18 protein-coding genes are annotated in these 18,523 nt (G+C 63.5%); 6 read left to right on the forward strand and 12 right to left on the reverse strand.

From position 1 onward, the window contains the following. Window positions 1-79: 79 nt before the first annotated feature. From ACIPZG_RS11595 to dadA, 5 genes are all read right to left on the reverse strand, one after another. Window positions 80-1,939 carry an acetyl-CoA hydrolase/transferase C-terminal domain-containing protein gene (locus tag ACIPZG_RS11595; RefSeq protein ID WP_400713648.1) on the reverse strand — a complete coding sequence of 620 codons (1,860 nt, stop codon included), beginning with the start codon at window positions 1,937-1,939 and terminating at the stop codon, window positions 80-82. A 165-nt stretch (window positions 1,940-2,104) separates the two neighbouring features. Beyond that, window positions 2,105-2,509 (reverse strand): cytochrome c5 family protein, encoded by a 405-nt coding sequence (locus ACIPZG_RS11600; protein WP_043274129.1) that lies wholly within the window; start codon window positions 2,507-2,509, stop codon window positions 2,105-2,107. A gap of 154 nt (window positions 2,510-2,663) precedes the next feature. Continuing rightward, a complete protein-coding gene (locus ACIPZG_RS11605; protein WP_016489803.1) occupies window positions 2,664-3,212 on the reverse strand; it encodes a cupin domain-containing protein in 549 nt (182 codons plus the stop codon). Between the two features lie 110 nt (window positions 3,213-3,322). Then, window positions 3,323-4,396 (reverse strand): alanine racemase, encoded by a 1,074-nt coding sequence (gene alr / locus ACIPZG_RS11610; protein WP_400713651.1) that lies wholly within the window; start codon window positions 4,394-4,396, stop codon window positions 3,323-3,325. Window positions 4,397-4,509: 113 nt separating this feature from the next. Beyond that, window positions 4,510-5,814 carry a D-amino acid dehydrogenase gene (gene dadA, locus ACIPZG_RS11615; RefSeq protein WP_400713654.1) on the reverse strand — a complete coding sequence of 435 codons (1,305 nt, stop codon included), beginning with the start codon at window positions 5,812-5,814 and terminating at the stop codon, window positions 4,510-4,512. Between the two features lie 156 nt (window positions 5,815-5,970). Here dadA and dadR point away from each other — a divergent pair, with 156 nt between their 5' ends. Beyond that, the gene (gene dadR / locus ACIPZG_RS11620; RefSeq protein ID WP_003258963.1) at window positions 5,971-6,459 is read left to right on the forward strand and encodes a transcriptional regulator DadR; all 489 of its coding nucleotides are present in this window, start codon (window positions 5,971-5,973) and stop codon (window positions 6,457-6,459) included. Between the two features lie 2 nt (window positions 6,460-6,461). On the opposite strand, the gene ACIPZG_RS11625 is transcribed toward dadR, so the two are convergent. Beyond that, window positions 6,462-6,815, reverse strand: coding sequence for a YkgJ family cysteine cluster protein (locus tag ACIPZG_RS11625; RefSeq protein WP_400713657.1), 354 nt, complete (start codon window positions 6,813-6,815; stop codon window positions 6,462-6,464). A gap of 166 nt (window positions 6,816-6,981) precedes the next feature. On the opposite strand from ACIPZG_RS11625, the gene ACIPZG_RS11630 reads away from it, so the two are divergent. Continuing rightward, window positions 6,982-8,274, forward strand: a complete 1,293-nt coding sequence (locus ACIPZG_RS11630; protein ID WP_400713660.1) for an NAD(P)/FAD-dependent oxidoreductase — start codon at window positions 6,982-6,984, stop codon at window positions 8,272-8,274. A 116-nt stretch (window positions 8,275-8,390) separates the two neighbouring features. On the opposite strand, the gene ACIPZG_RS11635 is transcribed toward ACIPZG_RS11630, so the two are convergent. Beyond that, window positions 8,391-8,621, reverse strand: a complete 231-nt coding sequence (locus tag ACIPZG_RS11635) for a DUF1127 domain-containing protein (RefSeq protein WP_400713663.1) — start codon at window positions 8,619-8,621, stop codon at window positions 8,391-8,393. A gap of 178 nt (window positions 8,622-8,799) precedes the next feature. Here ACIPZG_RS11635 and ACIPZG_RS11640 point away from each other — a divergent pair, with 178 nt between their 5' ends. Continuing rightward, the gene (locus tag ACIPZG_RS11640; protein WP_400713665.1) at window positions 8,800-10,230 is read left to right on the forward strand and encodes a PLP-dependent aminotransferase family protein; all 1,431 of its coding nucleotides are present in this window, start codon (window positions 8,800-8,802) and stop codon (window positions 10,228-10,230) included. Window positions 10,231-10,290: 60 nt separating this feature from the next. Beyond that, entirely contained in the window at window positions 10,291-11,841 is a 1,551-nt protein-coding gene (locus ACIPZG_RS11645) for a phospholipase D family protein (RefSeq protein WP_400713668.1), read from the forward strand. 21 nt (window positions 11,842-11,862) lie between these two features. Here the strand turns inward: ACIPZG_RS11645 and ACIPZG_RS11650 are convergent, their stop codons facing one another. Continuing rightward, on the reverse strand, window positions 11,863-13,002 hold the full coding sequence (locus tag ACIPZG_RS11650) for an MFS transporter (RefSeq protein WP_400638690.1): 1,140 nt from the start codon (window positions 13,000-13,002) through the stop codon (window positions 11,863-11,865). 139 nt (window positions 13,003-13,141) lie between these two features. After that, entirely contained in the window at window positions 13,142-14,635 is a 1,494-nt protein-coding gene (locus ACIPZG_RS11655; RefSeq protein ID WP_400638689.1) for an aldehyde dehydrogenase, read from the reverse strand. Between the two features lie 196 nt (window positions 14,636-14,831). Here ACIPZG_RS11655 and ACIPZG_RS11660 point away from each other — a divergent pair, with 196 nt between their 5' ends. Further along, window positions 14,832-15,191: a cupin domain-containing protein gene (locus ACIPZG_RS11660; protein WP_008091526.1), complete on the forward strand. Its 360-nt coding sequence runs from the start codon at window positions 14,832-14,834 to the stop codon at window positions 15,189-15,191. 144 nt (window positions 15,192-15,335) lie between these two features. On the opposite strand, the gene rpmG is transcribed toward ACIPZG_RS11660, so the two are convergent. Together rpmG and rpmB are read right to left on the reverse strand one after the other, a co-directional pair. Continuing rightward, window positions 15,336-15,491: a 50S ribosomal protein L33 gene (gene rpmG, locus ACIPZG_RS11665; RefSeq protein WP_003253507.1), complete on the reverse strand. Its 156-nt coding sequence runs from the start codon at window positions 15,489-15,491 to the stop codon at window positions 15,336-15,338. A 10-nt stretch (window positions 15,492-15,501) separates the two neighbouring features. Next, window positions 15,502-15,738 carry a 50S ribosomal protein L28 gene (rpmB, locus tag ACIPZG_RS11670; RefSeq protein WP_008091535.1) on the reverse strand — a complete coding sequence of 79 codons (237 nt, stop codon included), beginning with the start codon at window positions 15,736-15,738 and terminating at the stop codon, window positions 15,502-15,504. Between the two features lie 360 nt (window positions 15,739-16,098). Between rpmB and ACIPZG_RS11675 the strand changes: the two genes are divergently transcribed. Further along, on the forward strand, window positions 16,099-17,688 hold the full coding sequence (locus ACIPZG_RS11675) for an ABC transporter substrate-binding protein (RefSeq protein WP_400713671.1): 1,590 nt from the start codon (window positions 16,099-16,101) through the stop codon (window positions 17,686-17,688). A 130-nt stretch (window positions 17,689-17,818) separates the two neighbouring features. On the opposite strand, the gene radC is transcribed toward ACIPZG_RS11675, so the two are convergent. After that, entirely contained in the window at window positions 17,819-18,499 is a 681-nt protein-coding gene (gene radC / locus ACIPZG_RS11680; RefSeq protein ID WP_400713674.1) for a DNA repair protein RadC, read from the reverse strand. Window positions 18,500-18,523 lie beyond the last annotated feature (24 nt).

Here is an 18,523-nt window from a genome sequence, read left to right on the forward strand (position 1 = left end):
CGCGGGACAAGCCCGCTCCCACAGGATATCCATGGCTCCTGTGGGAGCGGGCTTGTCCCGCGAATGGGGCTCCACTTTCTTACCGGGTCGCCGCCAATCCAGCAAGCAGCAACCGCTGGTAAAGCTCCTCCTTCAAGCCCTTCGGGTCATCCAGCTGCATCCGTGCCAGCTGTGCCAGATACCCTTCAGGCCCCGGCGCATCCAGGGCTGCCTTGCCCAGCTCCAGCACCTCGCTCAGCTTGAACTTGCTCTTCAACCAGTTCAGCGCCCGCAACAGATCCCGCTCTTCTGCCGTGAAATCCGTCCCCAGCGGGTATTCCGGGAACAACCGTGCATGCCGTGCCCGAATGGCTTCCAACCGCTCAGGCGTGTTGTCAGTGAATCGCCCATCCAGCTCAAAGTCTCTGGCCAGCTTGCCGGCCTTCTTGGCCTGCTCGATCAACTCACTCTGAAAACGTGAGTCACTGACCGCCAGCAACCGCGCAATCACCTCGCTGTCAGTCTGCCCGCGCAGGTCAGCGATGCCGTACTCGGTCACCACGATATCGCGCAGGTGCCGGGGAATAGTGCAGTGGCCGTACTGCCAGAACAGGTTGGAACTCATCTCGCCACCGGCCTCCCGCCAGCTGCGCAGCAGCAGGATCGAACGCCCGCCCTCCAACGCGTGCCCCTGGGCGACGAAGTTGTACTGCCCGCCCACACCACTGAGCACACGCCCATCTTCGAGCTGATCGGCCACCCCTGCGCCAAGCAGGGTCATGCCGAACACCGTGTTGATGAAACGGGCATCGCGGCGCTGACGGCGCTTGAGTTCTTCCTGCCCGTACAGCTCGTTGATGAAGCTGATGCGCGTCATCATGAACTGTGCCCGCTGCTCCAGCGACATGTCGCGCAGGCGCTGGTAAAACGCCTGCGGGCCGAGGAAGAAACCGCCGTGCACCAGCACGCCCTGCTCGTCCGCCGGGCGTCGCACCACGCCGGCTTCGGCCAGCGCCAGCAGACCGTTGACGAACATTTCGCTGCAGCCGTACAGGCCCTGGACGAAGGGCTCCAGCCCGCCTTCACGGGCAATCAATGCCTGCCACGGGGCTACCTCCAAGTCGTCCAGCAATGCGCGGTAACCCGCGTTGTCTGCGTGACGCGCCAGCAGCGCGGCGGCGACGGCATCGCCCATGGCACCAATGCCGATCTGCAGGGTGCCACCGTCGCGCACCAGGGTACTGGCATGCAGGCCGATGCAATGGTCCTGAGTGGTGACCGGCATGTTCGGAGTAGAGAACAGGCGCCGCTGCTCCGCTTCATCGATCAGCAGGTCGAACGCGTCGATCGGCAGTTCCGCGTCGCCGGGCATGTAGGGCAGCTCGGTGTGAACCTGGCCGAGCATGAGAATGGTTTCACCGGCAGCCCGGCGCTTGGCGATCATGGGCTGCAGGTCGAGGGTGATATCGGGGTTGCACGCCAGGCTCAGGTGAACGGGCTTTTCCGGCGTAGCGGCGACCAGCTGGGCAACCAGGTTGAGGCCCTTGGCATTGATGTCGCGGGCTGCGTGGCTGTAGTTGCTGCTGACGTAGTCCTGCTGCGCGGATTCGCTGTGCAGCAGGCTGCCGGGCTGCATGAAGAACTGCTCGACGCGGATGTTCGGTGGCAGGTTGTCGTTGCGCAGGTCAGCGAGGTAGTCGAGTTCTTCGTAGTCGGCGAACACGCGTTCGACGAAGGGCTGGAGGAAGCGCCGTTGCAGGCCGTTGCCCAGCGGCGGGCGGCCGAGGCTGAGGGCGGTGTAGATCGTCAGCTCGCGCTCGGGCAGTTCGCGTATCCGGGCGTAGAGGGCGTTGACGAAGGCGTTGGGTTTGCCCAGGCCCAGCGGCAGGCCCATGTGGATATGGGCTGGAAGGCGCGACAGGACTTGCTCGACTGCCTGATCGATGGAACAGAGATGCATCGGGGCCTCCTGAGTCTTGCGCGGGTTCAGGGGTTGGACACATGGCGGGGCTGGTTTGTTGCCTGTCCCGGCCTTAACGCCGGCAAGCCGGCGATAGGGCCGGTACGGGCGACACAAAAACAAAGCCCGCCAAAAAAGGCGGGCCCTGTGGTATTCAGCTGTGACTCACAGCCCGGACATTTTCTTGATCGCCGCTTTCAGGTCGTCATCCGAGCAATCCGCACAGGTGCCCTTCGGCGGCATGGCATTGATCCCGGTAATGGCCTTGGCCAGGATGCCATCGAGCCCGCCCTGGTGATCGGCACGTTCTTTCCACGCCGCCGTGTCGCCAATCTTCGGCGCGCCCAGCAGGCCGCTGCCATGGCAAGCATTGCAATGCTTGGCGATGACTTCATCCGGCGTCTTGGCTCCGCCCCCACTCGCCGCGGCGGCCACTTCCATGCCCTTGCACTCCTGCCCCTGGACGCACACCTGGCCAACCGGCTCCAGGCGTTTGGCAATGTCATCGTTGGTCGCTGCGGTTGCGCCCAGTGCCCAAAGGGCGAGTACGGCTGCTGGTACGGCCAGCATCTTCTTGATTTGGTTCACGCGAACACCCTCATGGTGGCTAATCATGCCCGCGGCCACGGTAATGCGAGCGTTGAAAAGTATAGCGGCAACCTGGAGGCCGTGAAACGACCCCACTCGGGAAAGGGGTATTGCCGAAACAATGCACTGCGCTGGATCAAAAATTCGACGGCGTGGCCGCGCTGATTAGCCGTGCGGGTTGGTTGAACGGGTTGCGAAAGCGGTGCGGGCGGGTGCTTTCGAAGTAGTAGCTGTCACCCTCTTCGAGGATGAAGATCTCGTTGCCCACCACCAGTTCGAGCCGGCCTTCGAGCAGGATGCCGGTTTCCTCGCCATCGTGGGTGAGCATTTCGGCACCGGTGTCGGCACCCGGGGGATAAACCTCGGTGAGAAATGCGATCGCCCGGTTGGGGTGCGATTTGCCCACCAGCTTCATGGTCACCGCACCGTCCGAAATGTCTATCAGCTCATGGGCCTTGTAGACGATCTGGGTGGGGCTTTCAGGTTCCAGCTCGACCGAGAAGAACTCGACCATGGACATGGGGATACCGCTCAGCACCTTTCGCAGCGAACTGATCGAGGGGCTTACGCTGTTTTTCTCGATCATCGAGATGGTGCTATTGGTCACACCCGCACGCTTGGCGAGTTCACGCTGGGACAGGCCCTTGAGCTTGCGGATGGCTTGCAGTCGTTCGCCGACGTCCAAAGCTGGAGCCTCCTGAAACGGTGAGATGACGGGGTGGATGTGAACGATATCATGGCAATGCCGTTCAGTATTTACAACACACCGCCCCGCACACTGTCCGCTTCGGCGCCTTATTCGCCGTAATAGTCCAGCGGCACCCGCTTCAGGTTGCAGAAGATCTGGTAAGGAATGGTGCCGGCGTGCATGGCCACCTCACTGGCCAGTACCTGCTTGCCCCACAGCTCGACCGGGCTGCCGATGGTTGCCTCGGGCACATCGGTCAGGTCGATGCACAGCATGTCCATGGAGACGCGGCCGATCAGCTGACTGCGCTTGCCGGCAACCATCACTGGCGTGCCGGTGGGCGCCTGGCGCGGGTAGCCGTCGGCATACCCCATGGCGACCACGCCCACGCGGGTCGGGCGCGGGCTGATGAACTTGGCGCCATAGCCTACCGGTTCGCCCGCTGGCAGTTCACGCACGCTGATCACCCGCGATTGCAGGGTCATGACCGGCTGCAAGCGCTCGGCCTGGGCCTGTTCGACCTCGAAAGGCGTGGCGCCATACAGCATGATGCCGGGGCGCACCCAATCGCTCGGGGCCTGCGGCCAGGCCAGCACGCCGGGCGAGTTGCGCAGGCTGCATTCAGCGGCCAGCCCTTGGCGGGCGGCATCGAACACGGCGATCTGTTGGGCGGTGGCGTCGGCATCCAGTTCATCGGCGCGGGCGAAGTGGCTCATCAGCACGATGCGCGAAACCTTGCCGCTGGCCAGCAGGCGCTGGTAGGCGTCGTGATAATCCTTGGGGTGCAGGCCAACCCGGTGCATGCCGCTGTCGAGCTTGAGCCAGACCGTGAGCGGCTTGCTCACCTGGGTTTTCTCGATGGCCTCGAGATGCCACAGCGAATGTACGACGCACCACAGGTCATGCTCAGCAATCAGTGCCAGTTCGCTGGCTTCGAAAAAGCCTTCGAGCAACAGCACCGGGGCCTTGATGCCGGCTGCGCGCAGCTCCAGCGCTTCCTCGATGCAGGCCACGGCAAAGCCGTCGGCTTCGGCCTCCAGCGCCAGGGCGCAACGCACGGCACCGTGGCCGTAGGCATCGGCCTTGATCACGGCGAGGGCTTTGGCGCCGGTCAGTTCACGGGCCAGACGGTAGTTGTGACGGAGGGCTTGGAGGTCGATCAGGGCACGGGCGGGGCGCATGGCGGCAGCCTTATGGTGGTTCGGATTGAAAACAGTGTTGGGTTCATCGCCGGCAAGCCGGCTCTCACACTTGTGGGAGCCGGCTTGCCAGCGATGGGGCCGGAACAGACGCCTTACTGCTGATGTACAGGCGCGGTCTGACCCTGGTTGGCCGCTTCCCGGCTGTTGCCATAACGGGAAATGTCCAGGCCTTCGGCACTGATCTGCGGCTTCTTGCGCGCAATCAGGTCGGCTAGCAGGCGACCGGAGCCACAGGCCATGGTCCAGCCCAGCGTGCCGTGACCGGTGTTGAGGAACAGGTTGCGGAACGCGGTGGCACCCACGATCGGCGTACCGTCCGGAGTGGCCGGGCGCAGGCCGGTCCAGAAGTCGGCCTGGCTCAGGTCGCCGCCGCGAGGATAAAGGTCGTTGACGATCATCTCCAGCGTTTCGCGCCGGGCCGGGTTCAGCGACAGGTCAAAACCGGCGATTTCAGCCATGCCGCCGACACGAATGCGGTTGTCGAAACGGGTGATGGCGACCTTGTAGGTCTCGTCGAGAATGGTCGACGTCGGGGCCATGTCGGCGTTGGTGATCGGTACGGTCAGGGAGTAACCCTTGAGCGGATACACCGGCGCCTTGATGCCCAGCGGCTTGAGCATCTGCGGCGAGTAGCTGCCCAGCGCCAGCACGTAGCGGTCGGCGGTTTCCAGCTTGCCGTCGATCCACACGCCATTGATACGGTCGCCGGCGAAGTCCAGGCGCTGGATGTCCTGACCGAAGCGGAACTCGACGCCCAGCTTGATGGCCATTTCGGCCAGCTTGGTGGTGAACATCTGGCAGTCGCCGGTCTGGTCGTTGGGCAGGCGCAGGGCACCGGCCAGAATGTCTTTCACGCCAGCCAGGGCAGGTTCGACGCGGGCAATGCCGTCGCGGTCGAGCAGTTCGTAAGGCACGCCCGACTGTTCGAGCACGGCGATGTCCTTGGCCGCGGCATCCAATTGAGCCTGGGTGCGGAACAGCTGGGTGGTGCCGAGGCTACGGTTTTCGTAGCCGATGCCGGTTTCGGCGCGCAGTTCGTCGAGGCAGTCGCGGCTGTACTCGGACAGACGCACCATGCGCTCCTTGTTCACCGCGTAACGGCTGGCGGTGCAGTTGCGCAGCATCTGCGCCATCCACAGGTACTGGTCGACATCGCCAGTGAGCTTGATGGCCAGGGGGGCGTGGCGCTCCAGCAGCCACTTGATAGCCTTCAGCGGCACGCCAGGGGCAGCCCAGGGCGAGGCATAGCCGGGCGAGATCTGGCCAGCGTTGGCAAAACTGGTCTCCATGGCCACCGCCGGCTGGCGGTCGACCACGGTCACTTCGAAACCTTGCCGGGCCAGATAATAGGCACTGGCGGTTCCGATTACACCGCTACCAAGTACCAGAACTCGCATCGTTTCATCCCTCGCACGCGGCGCACCGCAAAATTTTGTTGATATGGCATGGATGCGCGCAGTATATGAATTCAAAGCCAGTGCAATTCACTATATAAAAGCCTATATTTGGCGAGAATTCTCGGCAAAAACGCCTTTCACGGAGGGGCATCCCCTATGAGAACCCAGCACCAGAGCAAGCGTGAACTGGACAAGATCGACCGCAACATCCTGCGGATCCTGCAGAATGACGGGCGCATTTCCTTCACCGAACTGGGCGAGAAAGTTGGGCTTTCCACCACCCCTTGCACCGAGCGCGTACGCCGCCTGGAGCGCGAAGGCATCATCATGGGCTACAACGCCCGGCTCAATCCGCAGCACCTGAAGGGCAGCCTGCTGGTGTTCGTGGAAATCAGCCTGGACTACAAGTCGGGCGATACCTTCGAGGAGTTCCGCCGCGCGGTGCTCAAGCTGCCCCATGTACTGGAATGCCACCTGGTTTCAGGTGACTTCGACTACCTGGTGAAAGCGCGTATTTCGGAGATGGCGTCGTACCGCAAGCTGCTCGGCGACATCCTGCTGAAGCTGCCGCACGTGCGCGAATCGAAGAGCTACATCGTGATGGAGGAAGTGAAAGAAAGCCTTTGCCTGCCGATTCCGGACTGAAGTCAGACCAGCACCTGGCGGGTCGTGGCAATGAACCGGTGAACGAGTTGCTCGGCCTGCGGCTCGAGCATCTGCTCAGGGCCTCGGCCACGGGGGCAGGCCATGCTGGGTGTGGTACCAAACAGACGGCAGATCATCGGGCGCTCTTCGTAGACCGTGCAGCCATTGGGGCCCAGGTGCACGCAATCCAGGTGATCCAGCGCAGCGTCCTGTTCGGCTTGGGTTTTGCGCGGCAGGCGGGCCATTTCTTCAGTCGACGTGGTGACCGGCCCGCAGCAGTCGTGGCAGCCGGGCTCGCACTCGAAGGATGGGATGAGTTCGCGCAGGAACTGGATCTTGTGGCGGTTGCAGGACATGGCGGGGTACAGGGCAAAGAATGTGGCTGGATTATAGGCCCATTCGCCGGCAAGCCGGCTCCCACACGATCTGTGGGAGCCGGCTTGCCGGCGATGAGGCCTGTTGCCCCACCACAAAACCCCAGCTTATCCTCCCCCTTCTGCCCCAATACCCAGGACCCGCCCAATGATCCACAGCGCGCAGCACGCCGCCTCCTACTACGCCGCCAGCAGCGCGCCACACCCCGATCATCCTTATCTGCAGGGCGCCCAGAGCGCCGACGTGTGCATCGTCGGCGGCGGCTACTCAGGCCTGAATACCGCCATCGAGCTGGCCGAGCGAGGCCTTTCGGTCATCCTGCTGGAAGCGCGCAAACTCGGCTGGGGCGCCAGCGGGCGCAACGGCGGGCAGTTGATCCGTGGTGTCGGCCATGGCCTGGAGCAGTTTCTCCCGGTGATCGGTGAAGAAGGCGTGCGCAGCCTGAAGCTGATGGGCCTGGAAGCCGTGGAAATCGTCCGCGAACGGGTCGAGCGTCACGCCATCGCCTGCGACCTGACCTGGGGTTACTGCGACCTGGCCAACAAACCCGGTGAGCTGCAAGGTTTTGCCGAGGATGCCGAAGAACTGCGCGGCCTGGGCTACCGCCACGAACTGCGCCTGGTGCAGAAGGACGACATCCACAGCGTGGTCGGCTCCGACCGCTATGTCGGCGGTTTGATCGACATGGGCTCCGGACACCTGCACCCGCTCAACCTGGCACTCGGCGAAGCGGCCCTGGCCAGTCGGCTCGGTGTGCGGCTGTTCGAGCAATCGGAAGTCAGCCGCATCGACTATGGCCCGCAAGTGAAGGTCCACACAGCCCAGGGCAGCGTGCGGGCCAAGACCCTGGTGCTGTGCTGCAACGCCTACCACAACGACCTCAACCGCGAACTGGGCGGCAAGGTGCTGCCTGCCGGGAGCTACATCATCGCCACCGAACCGCTCGGGGAAGAACGCGCCCGCCAATTGCTGCCGCAGAACATGGCGGTGTGCGACCAGCGCGTCGCCCTGGACTACTATCGCCTGTCCGCCGACCATCGCCTGCTGTTCGGCGGTGCCTGCCACTATTCCGGCCGCGACCCGCAGGACATTGCCGCCTACATGGGGCCGAAGATGCTCAAGGTGTTCCCGCAACTGGCCGACGTTCGCATCGAATACCAATGGGGCGGCATGATCGGCATCGGCGCCAACCGCTTGCCGCAGGTCGGCCGCCTGGCCAGCCAGCCCAACGTCTATTACGCCCAGGCCTATTCGGGCCACGGCCTCAATGCCACCCACCTGGCCGCGCGCCTGCTGGGCGAGGCGATCAGCGGCCAGCAGAGCGGGCGCTTCGACCTGTTCGCCAAGGTGCCGCACATCACCTTCCCCGGCGGCAAGCACTTGCGCTCGCCGCTGCTGGCGTTGGGGATGCTCTGGCATCGTCTCAAGGAGCTGGTGTAGGAGCGGCCTTGTGTCGCGAAAGGGCTGCAAAGCAGCCCCAGCAATATTTGACGCGCTGCAAACGTTCGGGGGCCGCTTCGCGGCCCTTTCGCGACACAAGGCCGCTCCTACATAGGTCAATCCCTCCAGAAAGGCTTGCGCCCTTCTTCACGGGCCTGCTCCCAGGTCAGGCCAATATCGCGCAGCTGGCCATCGTCCAGCTGCAGCAAGGCCTTGCGGGTGTTCCAGCGATGCACCATCAAGCCCCAACGGCCAAGCCCTGCTGGTGCATTGAAAACCTTGGTCCGCTGCTCGGCTTCTAGCTCATCGGCCATCAGTTGCAAGCGCACATCGCTCATGCCACCCATCGCTGCGTTCTCCCACTCAATTGATACCGTGGGGAAAGCATGCCCGTCGGCAACCCTGGCAATACAGATCCAATAGCGCCTTATTATTCCCATACAGAATTGGCGATGAGCCAGCTGAATGCTGTATTTTCGGCGCAACTGTACTGGTCGAAGCCCCACGATTGCCCAGGAGTATGCCGTGACCCTTTACCTCAACCTCGCCGAACTGCTCGGTGCGCGCATCGAGCAGGGCCTTTACCGCCCCGGCCAGCGCCTGCCTTCTGTGCGCGCCCTGAGCGTGGAACATGGCGTCAGCCTGAGCACAGTGCAGCAGGCCTACCGTACGCTGGAAGACAGCGGCATGGTGTCGCCGCGACCAAAATCCGGCTATTTCGTCAGCGACCACCGCCAGCTCCCTGCCCTTCCCGCCGTCAGCCGACCGGCCCAGCGCCCTGTGGATATCTCCCAGTGGGAACAGGTATTGGAACTGGTACGCAGCACCCCGCGCCCGGAAGTGATCCAGCTCGGCCGCGGCATGCCCGACGTCGATAGCCCGACCCTCAAGCCCTTGCTGCGCAGCCTGGCGCAACTGAGTCGCCGACAGGACATGCCAGGGCTGTACTACGACAACATCCACGGCAACCTTGCCCTGCGCGAACAGATCGCCCGCCTGATGCTGGATTCCGGCTGCCGTCTGGACCCGAGCGACCTGGTGGTGACCACCGGCTGCCACGAGGCATTGTCGTGCAGCATCCGCGCGGTCTGCGAGCCGGGGGACATCGTTGCGGTGGATTCACCCAGCTTCCACGGCGCCATGCAGACCCTCAAGGGCCTGGGCATGAAGGCGCTGGAGATTCCCACCGACCCGATCACCGGCATCAGTCTCGAAGCCTTGGCACTGGCCCTGGAACAGTGGCCGATCAAGCTCATCCAGGTCACCCCGAGCTGCAACAACCCACTCGGCTACATCATGCCCGAGGCCCGCAAGAAGGCCCTGCTGAGCCTTGCCCAGCGCTACGACGTGGCGGTTCTCGAAGACGATGTGTACGGCGACCTGGCCTACACCTACCCCCGCCCACGCACCCTCAAGTCCTTAGACGAAGACGGCCGGGTGCTGCTGTGCAGCTCGTTCTCGAAAACACTCGCGCCTGGCCTGCGTATCGGCTGGGTAGCGCCCGGCCGCTACCTGGAGAGGGTGCTGCACATGAAGTACATCAGCACCGGCAGCACCGCTGGCCAGCCGCAACTGGCCATCGCCGACTTCATCGCCGGCGGCCACTACCATCCCCACGTGCGGCGCATGCGCAGCCAGTATCAGCGTGGGCGTGACCTGATGAGCGACTGGGTAACTCGTTATTTCCCGCCCGGCACGCGCGTCAGCCGGCCCCAAGGGGGGTTCATGCTGTGGGTGGAATTGCCCGAACATTTCGACACGCTGCGGCTGAATCGGGCTTTACTGGAGCAGGGCGTGCAGATCGCGGTAGGCAGCATCTTTTCGGCCTCGGGCAAGTTTCGACACTGCCTGCGCATGAACTTCGCCTCGCGGCCGACGCCGCAGATCGAAGCCGCCGTGCGCAAGGTAGGTGAAGCCGCCCTTCGTCTACTGGATGAAGATACCGGCCAGGCGTAACTTTGCGCCGCCCGCCACGGTCCAACCCCTCAGGCCTTTGCTGTACAGGACGATCCACCCTTGACACTCCAGCAAGCCGTGCCTCTGCTGCTGGTGCTGCTCGGCCTTGCAGGCTGCGCCAGCATCGACATGCCCCGCGAAGTCAGCCAGGCACTGCCTGCCAGCGATTCGGCGTTCGGCCGCTCGGTGCAGCGCCAGGCCGCGCCCTATGGCGGGCGCTCGGGTTTCCGTCTGCTGCCCAACAGCAACGAGGCATTCCGTGCCCGCGCCGAGCTGATCCGCAACGCTCAGGCGAGCATCGACCTGCAGTACTACATCGTCCATGACGGCCTGAGCACTCGGGCCTTGGTCCATGAGCTGCTGCGTGCCGCCGACCGTGGCGTGCGGGTACGCATCCTGCTCGATGACACCACCAGCGACGGCCTCGACGTCATCATGGGCACCCTCGACGCCCACCCCAACATCCAGATTCGCGTGTTCAACCCGCTGCAACTGGGGCGCAGCACAGGCGCCACGCGCGCCGTGGGTCGCTTGTTCAACCTGTCGCTGCAACACCGGCGCATGCATAACAAGCTGTTCCTGGTCGACAACAGCATGGCCATCGTCGGCGGACGCAACCTGGGCGATGAGTATTTCGATGCCGAACCCAATCTCAACTTCACCGACATCGACCTGCTGGGCGTGGGCCCCGTGGCCGAGCAGCTGGGCCACGGTTTCGACCAGTACTGGAACAGCGCCCTGAGCCGGCCGATCGGCGACTTCCTCTGGCGTCTGCCGGACGCTGCCGACCTGCGTGCCAGCCGCCAGCGCCTGGAAGTGTCGCTGGCCGAGGCGCGGGTGCAACGCAAGGCGTTGTATGACCGCCTGATGGCCTATCAATCACAGCCACGTCTGGATGTCTGGCGCAACGAGCTGATCTGGGCCCACAGCCAGGCGCTGTGGGATTCACCCAGCAAGGTGCTGGCAGACGACGAGCCGGATCCGCAATTGCTGATGAGCCAACAGCTGGCACCGGACCTGACCGCCGTACACCGCGAACTGATACTGGTTTCGGCCTACTTCGTGCCGGGTGAGACCGGGCTGCTGTACCTGACGGGCCGTGCCGACGCAGGCACCTCGGTGAAGCTGTTGACCAACTCGCTGGAAGCCACCGATGTGCCGGCGGTGCATGGCGGGTATGCACCCTATCGCCGGGCGCTTCTGGAACATGGCGTGCAACTGTTCGAGCTGCGCCGCCAGCCGGGTGACCCCGGTGCCGGGCGCATGAGCTTCCACGGCAGTTCGGACTCGAGCCTGCACAGCAAGGCAATCGTCTTCGACCGGCGCAAGACCTTCATTGGCTCGTTCAATTTCGACCCCAGGTCGGTGCTGTGGAACACCGAGGTAGGCGTGCTGGTGGACAGCCCGGAGCTGGCTGAATACACGCGCGAACTGGCCATGCAGGGTATGGCGCCGGCACTGAGTTATCAGGTCAGACTGGTGAATGACAAACTGGTCTGGGCGACGGAGGACAATGGCCAGCGGCACATGCTGACGTCGGAGCCTGGCGGGCTGTGGCGGCGGTTCAATGCCTGGATCAGCAAGGCGGTCGGGTTGGAGAAAATGTTGTAGTCGAGGGCCTCATCGCCGGCTTCAGGCAGAAGCCGGCTCGAACGCCCCACGCCGGCGAGTCAGCAGCACCAGCCCCGCCGCCCCCGCCGCCATCAGCCACAGCAGCGCATGCCCGCTGACCCACTGGCTCCCCGCCCCTGCCAGCAACGGCCCGAGCAAGCAGCCAATGCCCCACAGTTGCGCCACATGGGCGTTGGCGCGCACCAGTTCATCATCCCGGTAGCGTTCGCCGATCAACACCAGCGACAAGGTGAACAAGCCACCGGCGCTGGCCCCGAACAGCACCCACAACGGCCAGATCGCTGGCGTTTGCAACAGCAACGGAATCGCCAAACTGGAGCACAGCAAGGTCACGGCACAGCCGGTGAACAAGCTGCGCCGCGACATGCGGTCGGCCAGCGCGCCAATGGGCAATTGCAGCACAGCATCACCCACCACCACGGTACTGACCATGAACAGGGCGACTTCGGTCGTAAAGCCTTGCTGCAGGCAGTACACCGGCAGCAAGGTGAGAATCATCGCCTCGAAAGACGCGAACAAGGCAATCGCCCAGGCGATCACCGGCAGGCGTCGGCAGAAAGCGAACAAGTCGCTGAAGGTCACGCTGCAGGCCTCGGTGCTAGGCGCACCACCGCGCCCGAGCAGCACCAAGGGGGCGCACAGCAACAGGCCGGTCGCGGCCCAGAAACCGAAATCGTCGTCGGAGCCAAGAAAACCCAGCACCAGCGGCCCGGCCAGCTGGCTCAGGGCGTAGCTGCTGCCATACAGCGCCACCAGGCGGCCGCGCCACTGCTCGACCACCAGTTGGTTGATCCAGCTTTCACCGAGGATGAACACCACGGTCAGCGACATGCCGATCAGCAAGCGCAGCGCCAGCCACAAGGGGTAGCTCGGCAGCAATGCCAGCAGGCCGATCGACAGGGCGCCGCCCCACAGGCACAGGCGCATCGCCGAGGGCACACCTACCCAGCCGGCCAGGCGGCTGGCCAGGCTGGCACCGAGGAGCACGCCCAGTGCCGGCATGGCAGCCATCACCCCGATGGCGAAGCTGCCATAGCCCCAGGCCTCCAGGCGCAGGGACACCAGCGGCATGCTCACGCCGAGCGCGAGCCCGACGCTCAACACCGATGCCAGTACGGCGAAGTAGGTACCCCAGCGCATGTGACCTCCCTGTTGGATTTTCGGGGGCCCATTCGCGGGACAAGCCCGCTCCCACAGGTACCCCGCTGTTTTGAAATCAGCGGGGTACCTGTGGGAGCGGGCTTGTCCCGCGAATGGGCCGCGAAGCGGCCCCTCTGGATTACAGCTTGATCCAGGTCGCTTTCAGCTCGGTGTACTTCTCCAGTGCATGCAGCGACTTGTCACGGCCGTTGCCCGACTGCTTGAAGCCACCGAACGGCGCGGTCATGTCGCCACCGTCGTACTGGTTGACCCAGACGCTGCCAGCGCGCACGGCACGGGCGGTCTTGTGGGCCTTGGAGATGTCCGAAGTCCAGATGCCAGCGGCCAGGCCATACGGGGTGTCGTTGGCAATGGCGATGGCTTCTTCAGCGGTGTCGAAGGCGATCACCGACAGCACGGGGCCGAAGATTTCTTCCTGGGCGATCTTCATGGCGTTGGTCACGCCGTCGAAGATGGTCGGCTCGACGTAGGTACCGCCAGTCTCTTCCAAAGTACGCTTGCCACCGGCCACCAGCTTGGCGCCGTCCTGGTGACCCGCGTCGATGTACGACAGCACGGTGTTCATCTGCTGGGTGTCGACCAGCGCGCCGACAGTGGTCTGCGGATCCAGCGGGTTGCCTGGCTTCCAGCCCTTGAGGGCCTCGATCACCATGGGCAGGAACTTGTCCTTGATCGAACGCTCGACCAGCAGGCGGGAACCGGCGGTGCAGACTTCGCCCTGGTTGAAGGCGATGGCACTGGCGGCCGCTTCTGCAGCAGCTTGCAGGTCCGGGGCGTCGGCGAAGACGATGTTCGGGCTCTTGCCGCCGGCTTCCAGCCAGATGCGCTTCATGTTCGACTCGCCCGCATAGACCATCAGCTGCTTGGCGATCTTGGTGGAACCGGTGAACACCAGGGTATCGACGTCCATGTGCAGGGCCAGGGCCTTGCCCACGGTGTGGCCGTAGCCTGGCAGCACGTTGAGCACGCCCGCCGGGATACCGGCTTCGATGGCCAGCTGGGCGATACGGATGGCGGTCAGCGGCGATTTTTCGGACGGCTTGAGCACCACCGAGTTACCGGTGGCCAGGGCCGGGCCGAGTTTCCAGCAGGACATCAGCAGCGGGAAGTTCCACGGTACGATAGCGCCGACCACACCCACCGCTTCGCGGGTGACCAGGCCGAGCTGGTCGTGCGGGGTCGGGGCGACTTCGTCGTAGACCTTGTCGATGGCTTCAGCGGTCCAGTGGATGGCATTGGCTGCGCCCGGCACGTCGATGGTCGACGAGTCGCCGATCGGCTTGCCCATGTCCAGGGTTTCCAGCAGGGCCAGCTCTTCGACGTTCTTGCGCAGCAGGTCGGCAAAACGGATCAGCTTGGCTTTGCGCTTGGCCGGAGCCAGTTGCGACCAGACACCGGAATCGAAGGTGGCACGGGCGTTTTCCACGGCGCGGTTGGCGTCGGCCACGTCGCAGCTGGCGACCTTGGCCAGGAAGCGTCCGTCGACCGGGCTCAGGCAGTCGAAGGTCTCACCGGATGCGGCGTCGGTGTATTCGCCGTTGATGAAGGCACGCCCTTCGATCTTCAATTGCTGGGCACGTTGTTCCCAGTCTGCACGAGTCAGGGTGGTCATACGAAACTCCTCCTCTTGTTTAGGTGCAACGCCGCACTGAGGACTCACAGGCGTTGTCAGAATTCGGGCCGGGCGACACGCGCACACCGGCAAGCGATACCCTAAACCAGGCCGGGTAAACTATCAATATATTTGACACGAATGGCTCAAAAGCCTACTGATGTTCATTTTATTAAACAACAACAGGAGCCGCACCATGGATATCGCCAACATCATCGACTTCGCCCAGGTCCTCACCGAAGCCGAACGCTACCGCCCAGCGGCAGAGAAAATCCTCAAGGGCGAGCCGGACCAAGCGGTCTACAACCACTATTCCAGCCCGTGCGGCCAGTTCGCCGCGGGCGTGTGGGAAGGTGAGGTCGGGCAGTGGACAGTGAACTACACCGAGCACGAATACTGCGAGATCGTCCAGGGTGTTTCGGTGCTGCGCGATCAGGATGGCGGTGCGAAAACCCTGCGTGCCGGTGATCGGTTCGTGATCCCGGCCGGCTTCAAGGGCACCTGGGAAGTGCTGGAACCCTGCCGCAAGATCTATGTGATGTTCGAGCAGAAGTAAGCTCATCGCTGGCAAGCCAGCTCCCACAACCCCTATTGAGGGCAGTGCTGTCCCTGTGGGAGTGGCTTGCCGGCGATGAGGCCCTCGCAGGCAAAAAAAAACCCGCCTCCTTTCGGATGCGGGTTTTTTCAGGTCGCCGATCAATTACTTGATCTTGGCTTCCTTGTACACCACGTGCTTGCGAACAACCGGATCGTATTTCTTGATCTCGATTTTGTCCGGAGTGGTGCGCTTGTTCTTGTCGGTGGTGTAGAAGTGGCCGGTACCGGCACTCGAAACCAGACGGATCAATTCACGCATGATGTTCTCCTTAGACCTTGGCGCCAGCGCGACGGATGTCAACCAGAACGGCATCGATGCCGCGCTTGTCGATGATACGCATGCCCTTGGCAGAAACGCGCAGACGCACGAAACGGTTCTCGGATTCAACCCAGAAACGGTGGTGCTGCAGGTTCGGCAGGAAACGACGACGGGTTTTGTTGTTTGCGTGGGAAATGTTGTTCCCGGTTACTGGACCCTTACCAGTAACTTGACAGACTCTCGACATGACTCAGCCCTCTAAAACCACATGCCCAACCCGGCATGGGTTGGCCGCTTAATCTCTCAGTCTTTGGCGCCAGGCGCCGTGATTCTGGAGGTCTTATCGACCGGATCCGCTGATGCGACAGGCCGAGCCCCTAGAAAAGAGCGCTGCTTTATACCAGAAAGACTACGCCACAACAACAGAATATGAGCATCTGCTTGCTGCAAATGGCGCGCGAGCAGCATAGCGACTAGTCCGGCGAACTGTCGACCGCTCGTCGCCGATCCACTGAAAAAGAGGGTGGCCATTTCCTACAGTGCGCACTAGGGTAGGACGTTTCCAGACTGCACTGGCAGTTGGGCCACTGACAGCCAAGGAGTCACGATGCGTGCCGCCGCCCTTTCCTTATTGTTCACCTCTCTGCTTGCAGCCGGCCTCGCCCAGGCTGCACCGCTGAGCGTCTGCAGCGAAGCCAGCCCCGAGGGCTTCGATGTGGTCCAGTACAACTCGCTGACCACTACCAATGCCTCGGCCGACGTGCTGATGAACCGCCTGGTCGAGTTCGACGCAGCCCAGGGCAAGGTGGTTCCGAGCCTTGCACAGAGCTGGACAGTGTCGGCTGACGGCGTGGTCTACGACTTCAAGCTGCGCGAGGGCGTCAAATTCCACACCACGCCCTACTTCAAGCCGACTCGCGAGCTGAATGCCGACGACGTGCTGTTCAGCTTCCAGCGCATGCTCTACCCCGCCCACGCTTGGCACAAAACGGCCCCGGGCGGTTATCCACACGCCCAATCGCTGCAACTGGGCAGCCTGATCAAATCGATCGAGGCGCCGGAGCCGAACAGCGTGCGCTTCACCTTGAGCCACGCCGACGCCACGTTCCTGGCCACCCTGAGCATGGGCTTCGCCTCGATCTACTCCGCCGAGTACGCCGACAACCTGCTCAAGGCCGGCACCCCGGAGAAGCTCAACAGCCAACCGATCGGCACTGGCCCGTTCGTCTTCCAGCGTTTCCAGAAGGACGCCGTGGTGCGCTACCGCGCCAACCCCGACTACTTCGACGGCAAGCCCGAGGCCGACCCGCTGATCTTCGCCATTACCCCCGATGCCAACGTGCGTCTGCAAAAGATCAAGCGTGGTGAATGCCAGGTGGCCCTGTCGCCCAAGCCCCTGGACATTGCCGAAGCCGGCAAGGACAGCAACCTCAAGGTCGCCAGCACCCCGGCCTTCATGACCGCCTTCGTCGCCATCAACAGCGAACACCCGCCGCTGGACAAACCCGAGGTGCGCCAGGCAATCAACCTGGCCTTCGACAAGCAGGCCTACCTCAAGGCTGTGTTCGAAGACACCGCCACCGCGGCCAATGGCCCCTACCCGCCCAACACCTGGAGCTACGCCAAGGACCTGCCCGGCTACCCGCTGGACGTGAACAAGGCCAAGGCGCTGCTGGCCAAGGCCGGCCTGGCAGAGGGCTTCAGCACCACGATCTGGACCCGCCCTTCGGGCAGCCTGCTCAACCCCAACCCGAGCCTTGGCGCACAGATGCTCCAGGCCGACCTGGGCAAGATCGGCATCAAGGCCGAGATTCGCGTGATCGAGTGGGGCGAACTGATCCGCCGCGCCAAGGCCGGCGAGCATGACCTGCTGTTCATGGGCTGGGCCGGCGACAACGGCGACCCGGACAACTTCCTCAGCCCGCAGTTTTCCTGCGCGGCGGTCAAGTCGGGGACCAACTTCGCGCGGTTCTGCGACAACCGGCTGGACCAGTTGATCAGTGCCGGGCGCACCACCAACGACCAGAGCGTGCGCAGCCGCTTGTACCAGCAGGCGCAGACCTTGATCCAGCAGCAGGCGCTGTGGGTGCCGCTGGCGCATCCGACGGCGGCGACCTTGCTGCGGCAGGGGGTCGAGGGGTATCAGGTGAGCCCGTTTGGGCGGTTGGATTTCAGCAAGGTCTCTGTGACCCGCTGAATTCACGCGTTGCAGGCCCGGCCCTATCGCCGGCAAGCCGGCTCCCACAGAAGCCCCCACAGGCCTCGAACCCTGTGCAGCCCCTGTGGGAGCCGGCTTGCCGGCGATAGGGCCAGTACTGACAGCACATTCAAGCCACAATCCACCCCTGCTCGACCATCGACAGGGGCTCACCGTCGCCGACGATGATGTGATCGAGCACCCGTACATCGATCAGCCCCAACCCCCGCTTCAATGAGAGCGTCATGTGCACATCGTCCTGGCTGGGTTCGCTGTTACCCGAAGGGTGGTTGTGGCACAGAATCAGGGCCGCCGCGTTATGCATCAACGCACGGCGCACCACTTCGCGCGGGTAGATGCTGGCCCGGTCGATCGTCCCCCTGAACAGGATCTCGAAAGCCAGCGGTCGGTGCTTGCTGTCCAGAAACAGGCAGCCGAATACTTCGCTGGCCTCGTGGCGCAGCATGGCCTTGAGATAACGCCGCACCGCCGCGGGGCTTTCCAGAGCCGCTGTGCGCTCGATGCCCTCATCCAGGTAACGCCGGCCGATCTCCAGCAGTGCCTGCAGCTGGGCGTACTTCACCGGCCCCAAGCCAGGCTCGCGCAGGACGGCTTCACGATCAGCCTCCAGAAACGGCCTGAGGCCACCAAAACGCACCAGTAATCCACGCGCCAGGTCCAGCACGTTGCGGCCGGCAACCCCCGAGCCCAGCAACACGGCGACCAGTTCGGCATCCGACAACACAGCCGCCCCGCGCAGCAGCAACTTCTCTCGCGGCCGCTCATCGGCCGGCCATTCCCTGATATTCATGCTTGCTCCTTTGACCCCACTACG

It is taken from the genome of Pseudomonas sp. NPDC089395, from assembly GCF_044749525.1.
In the GTDB taxonomy this organism is placed as follows: domain Bacteria; phylum Pseudomonadota; class Gammaproteobacteria; order Pseudomonadales; family Pseudomonadaceae; genus Aquipseudomonas.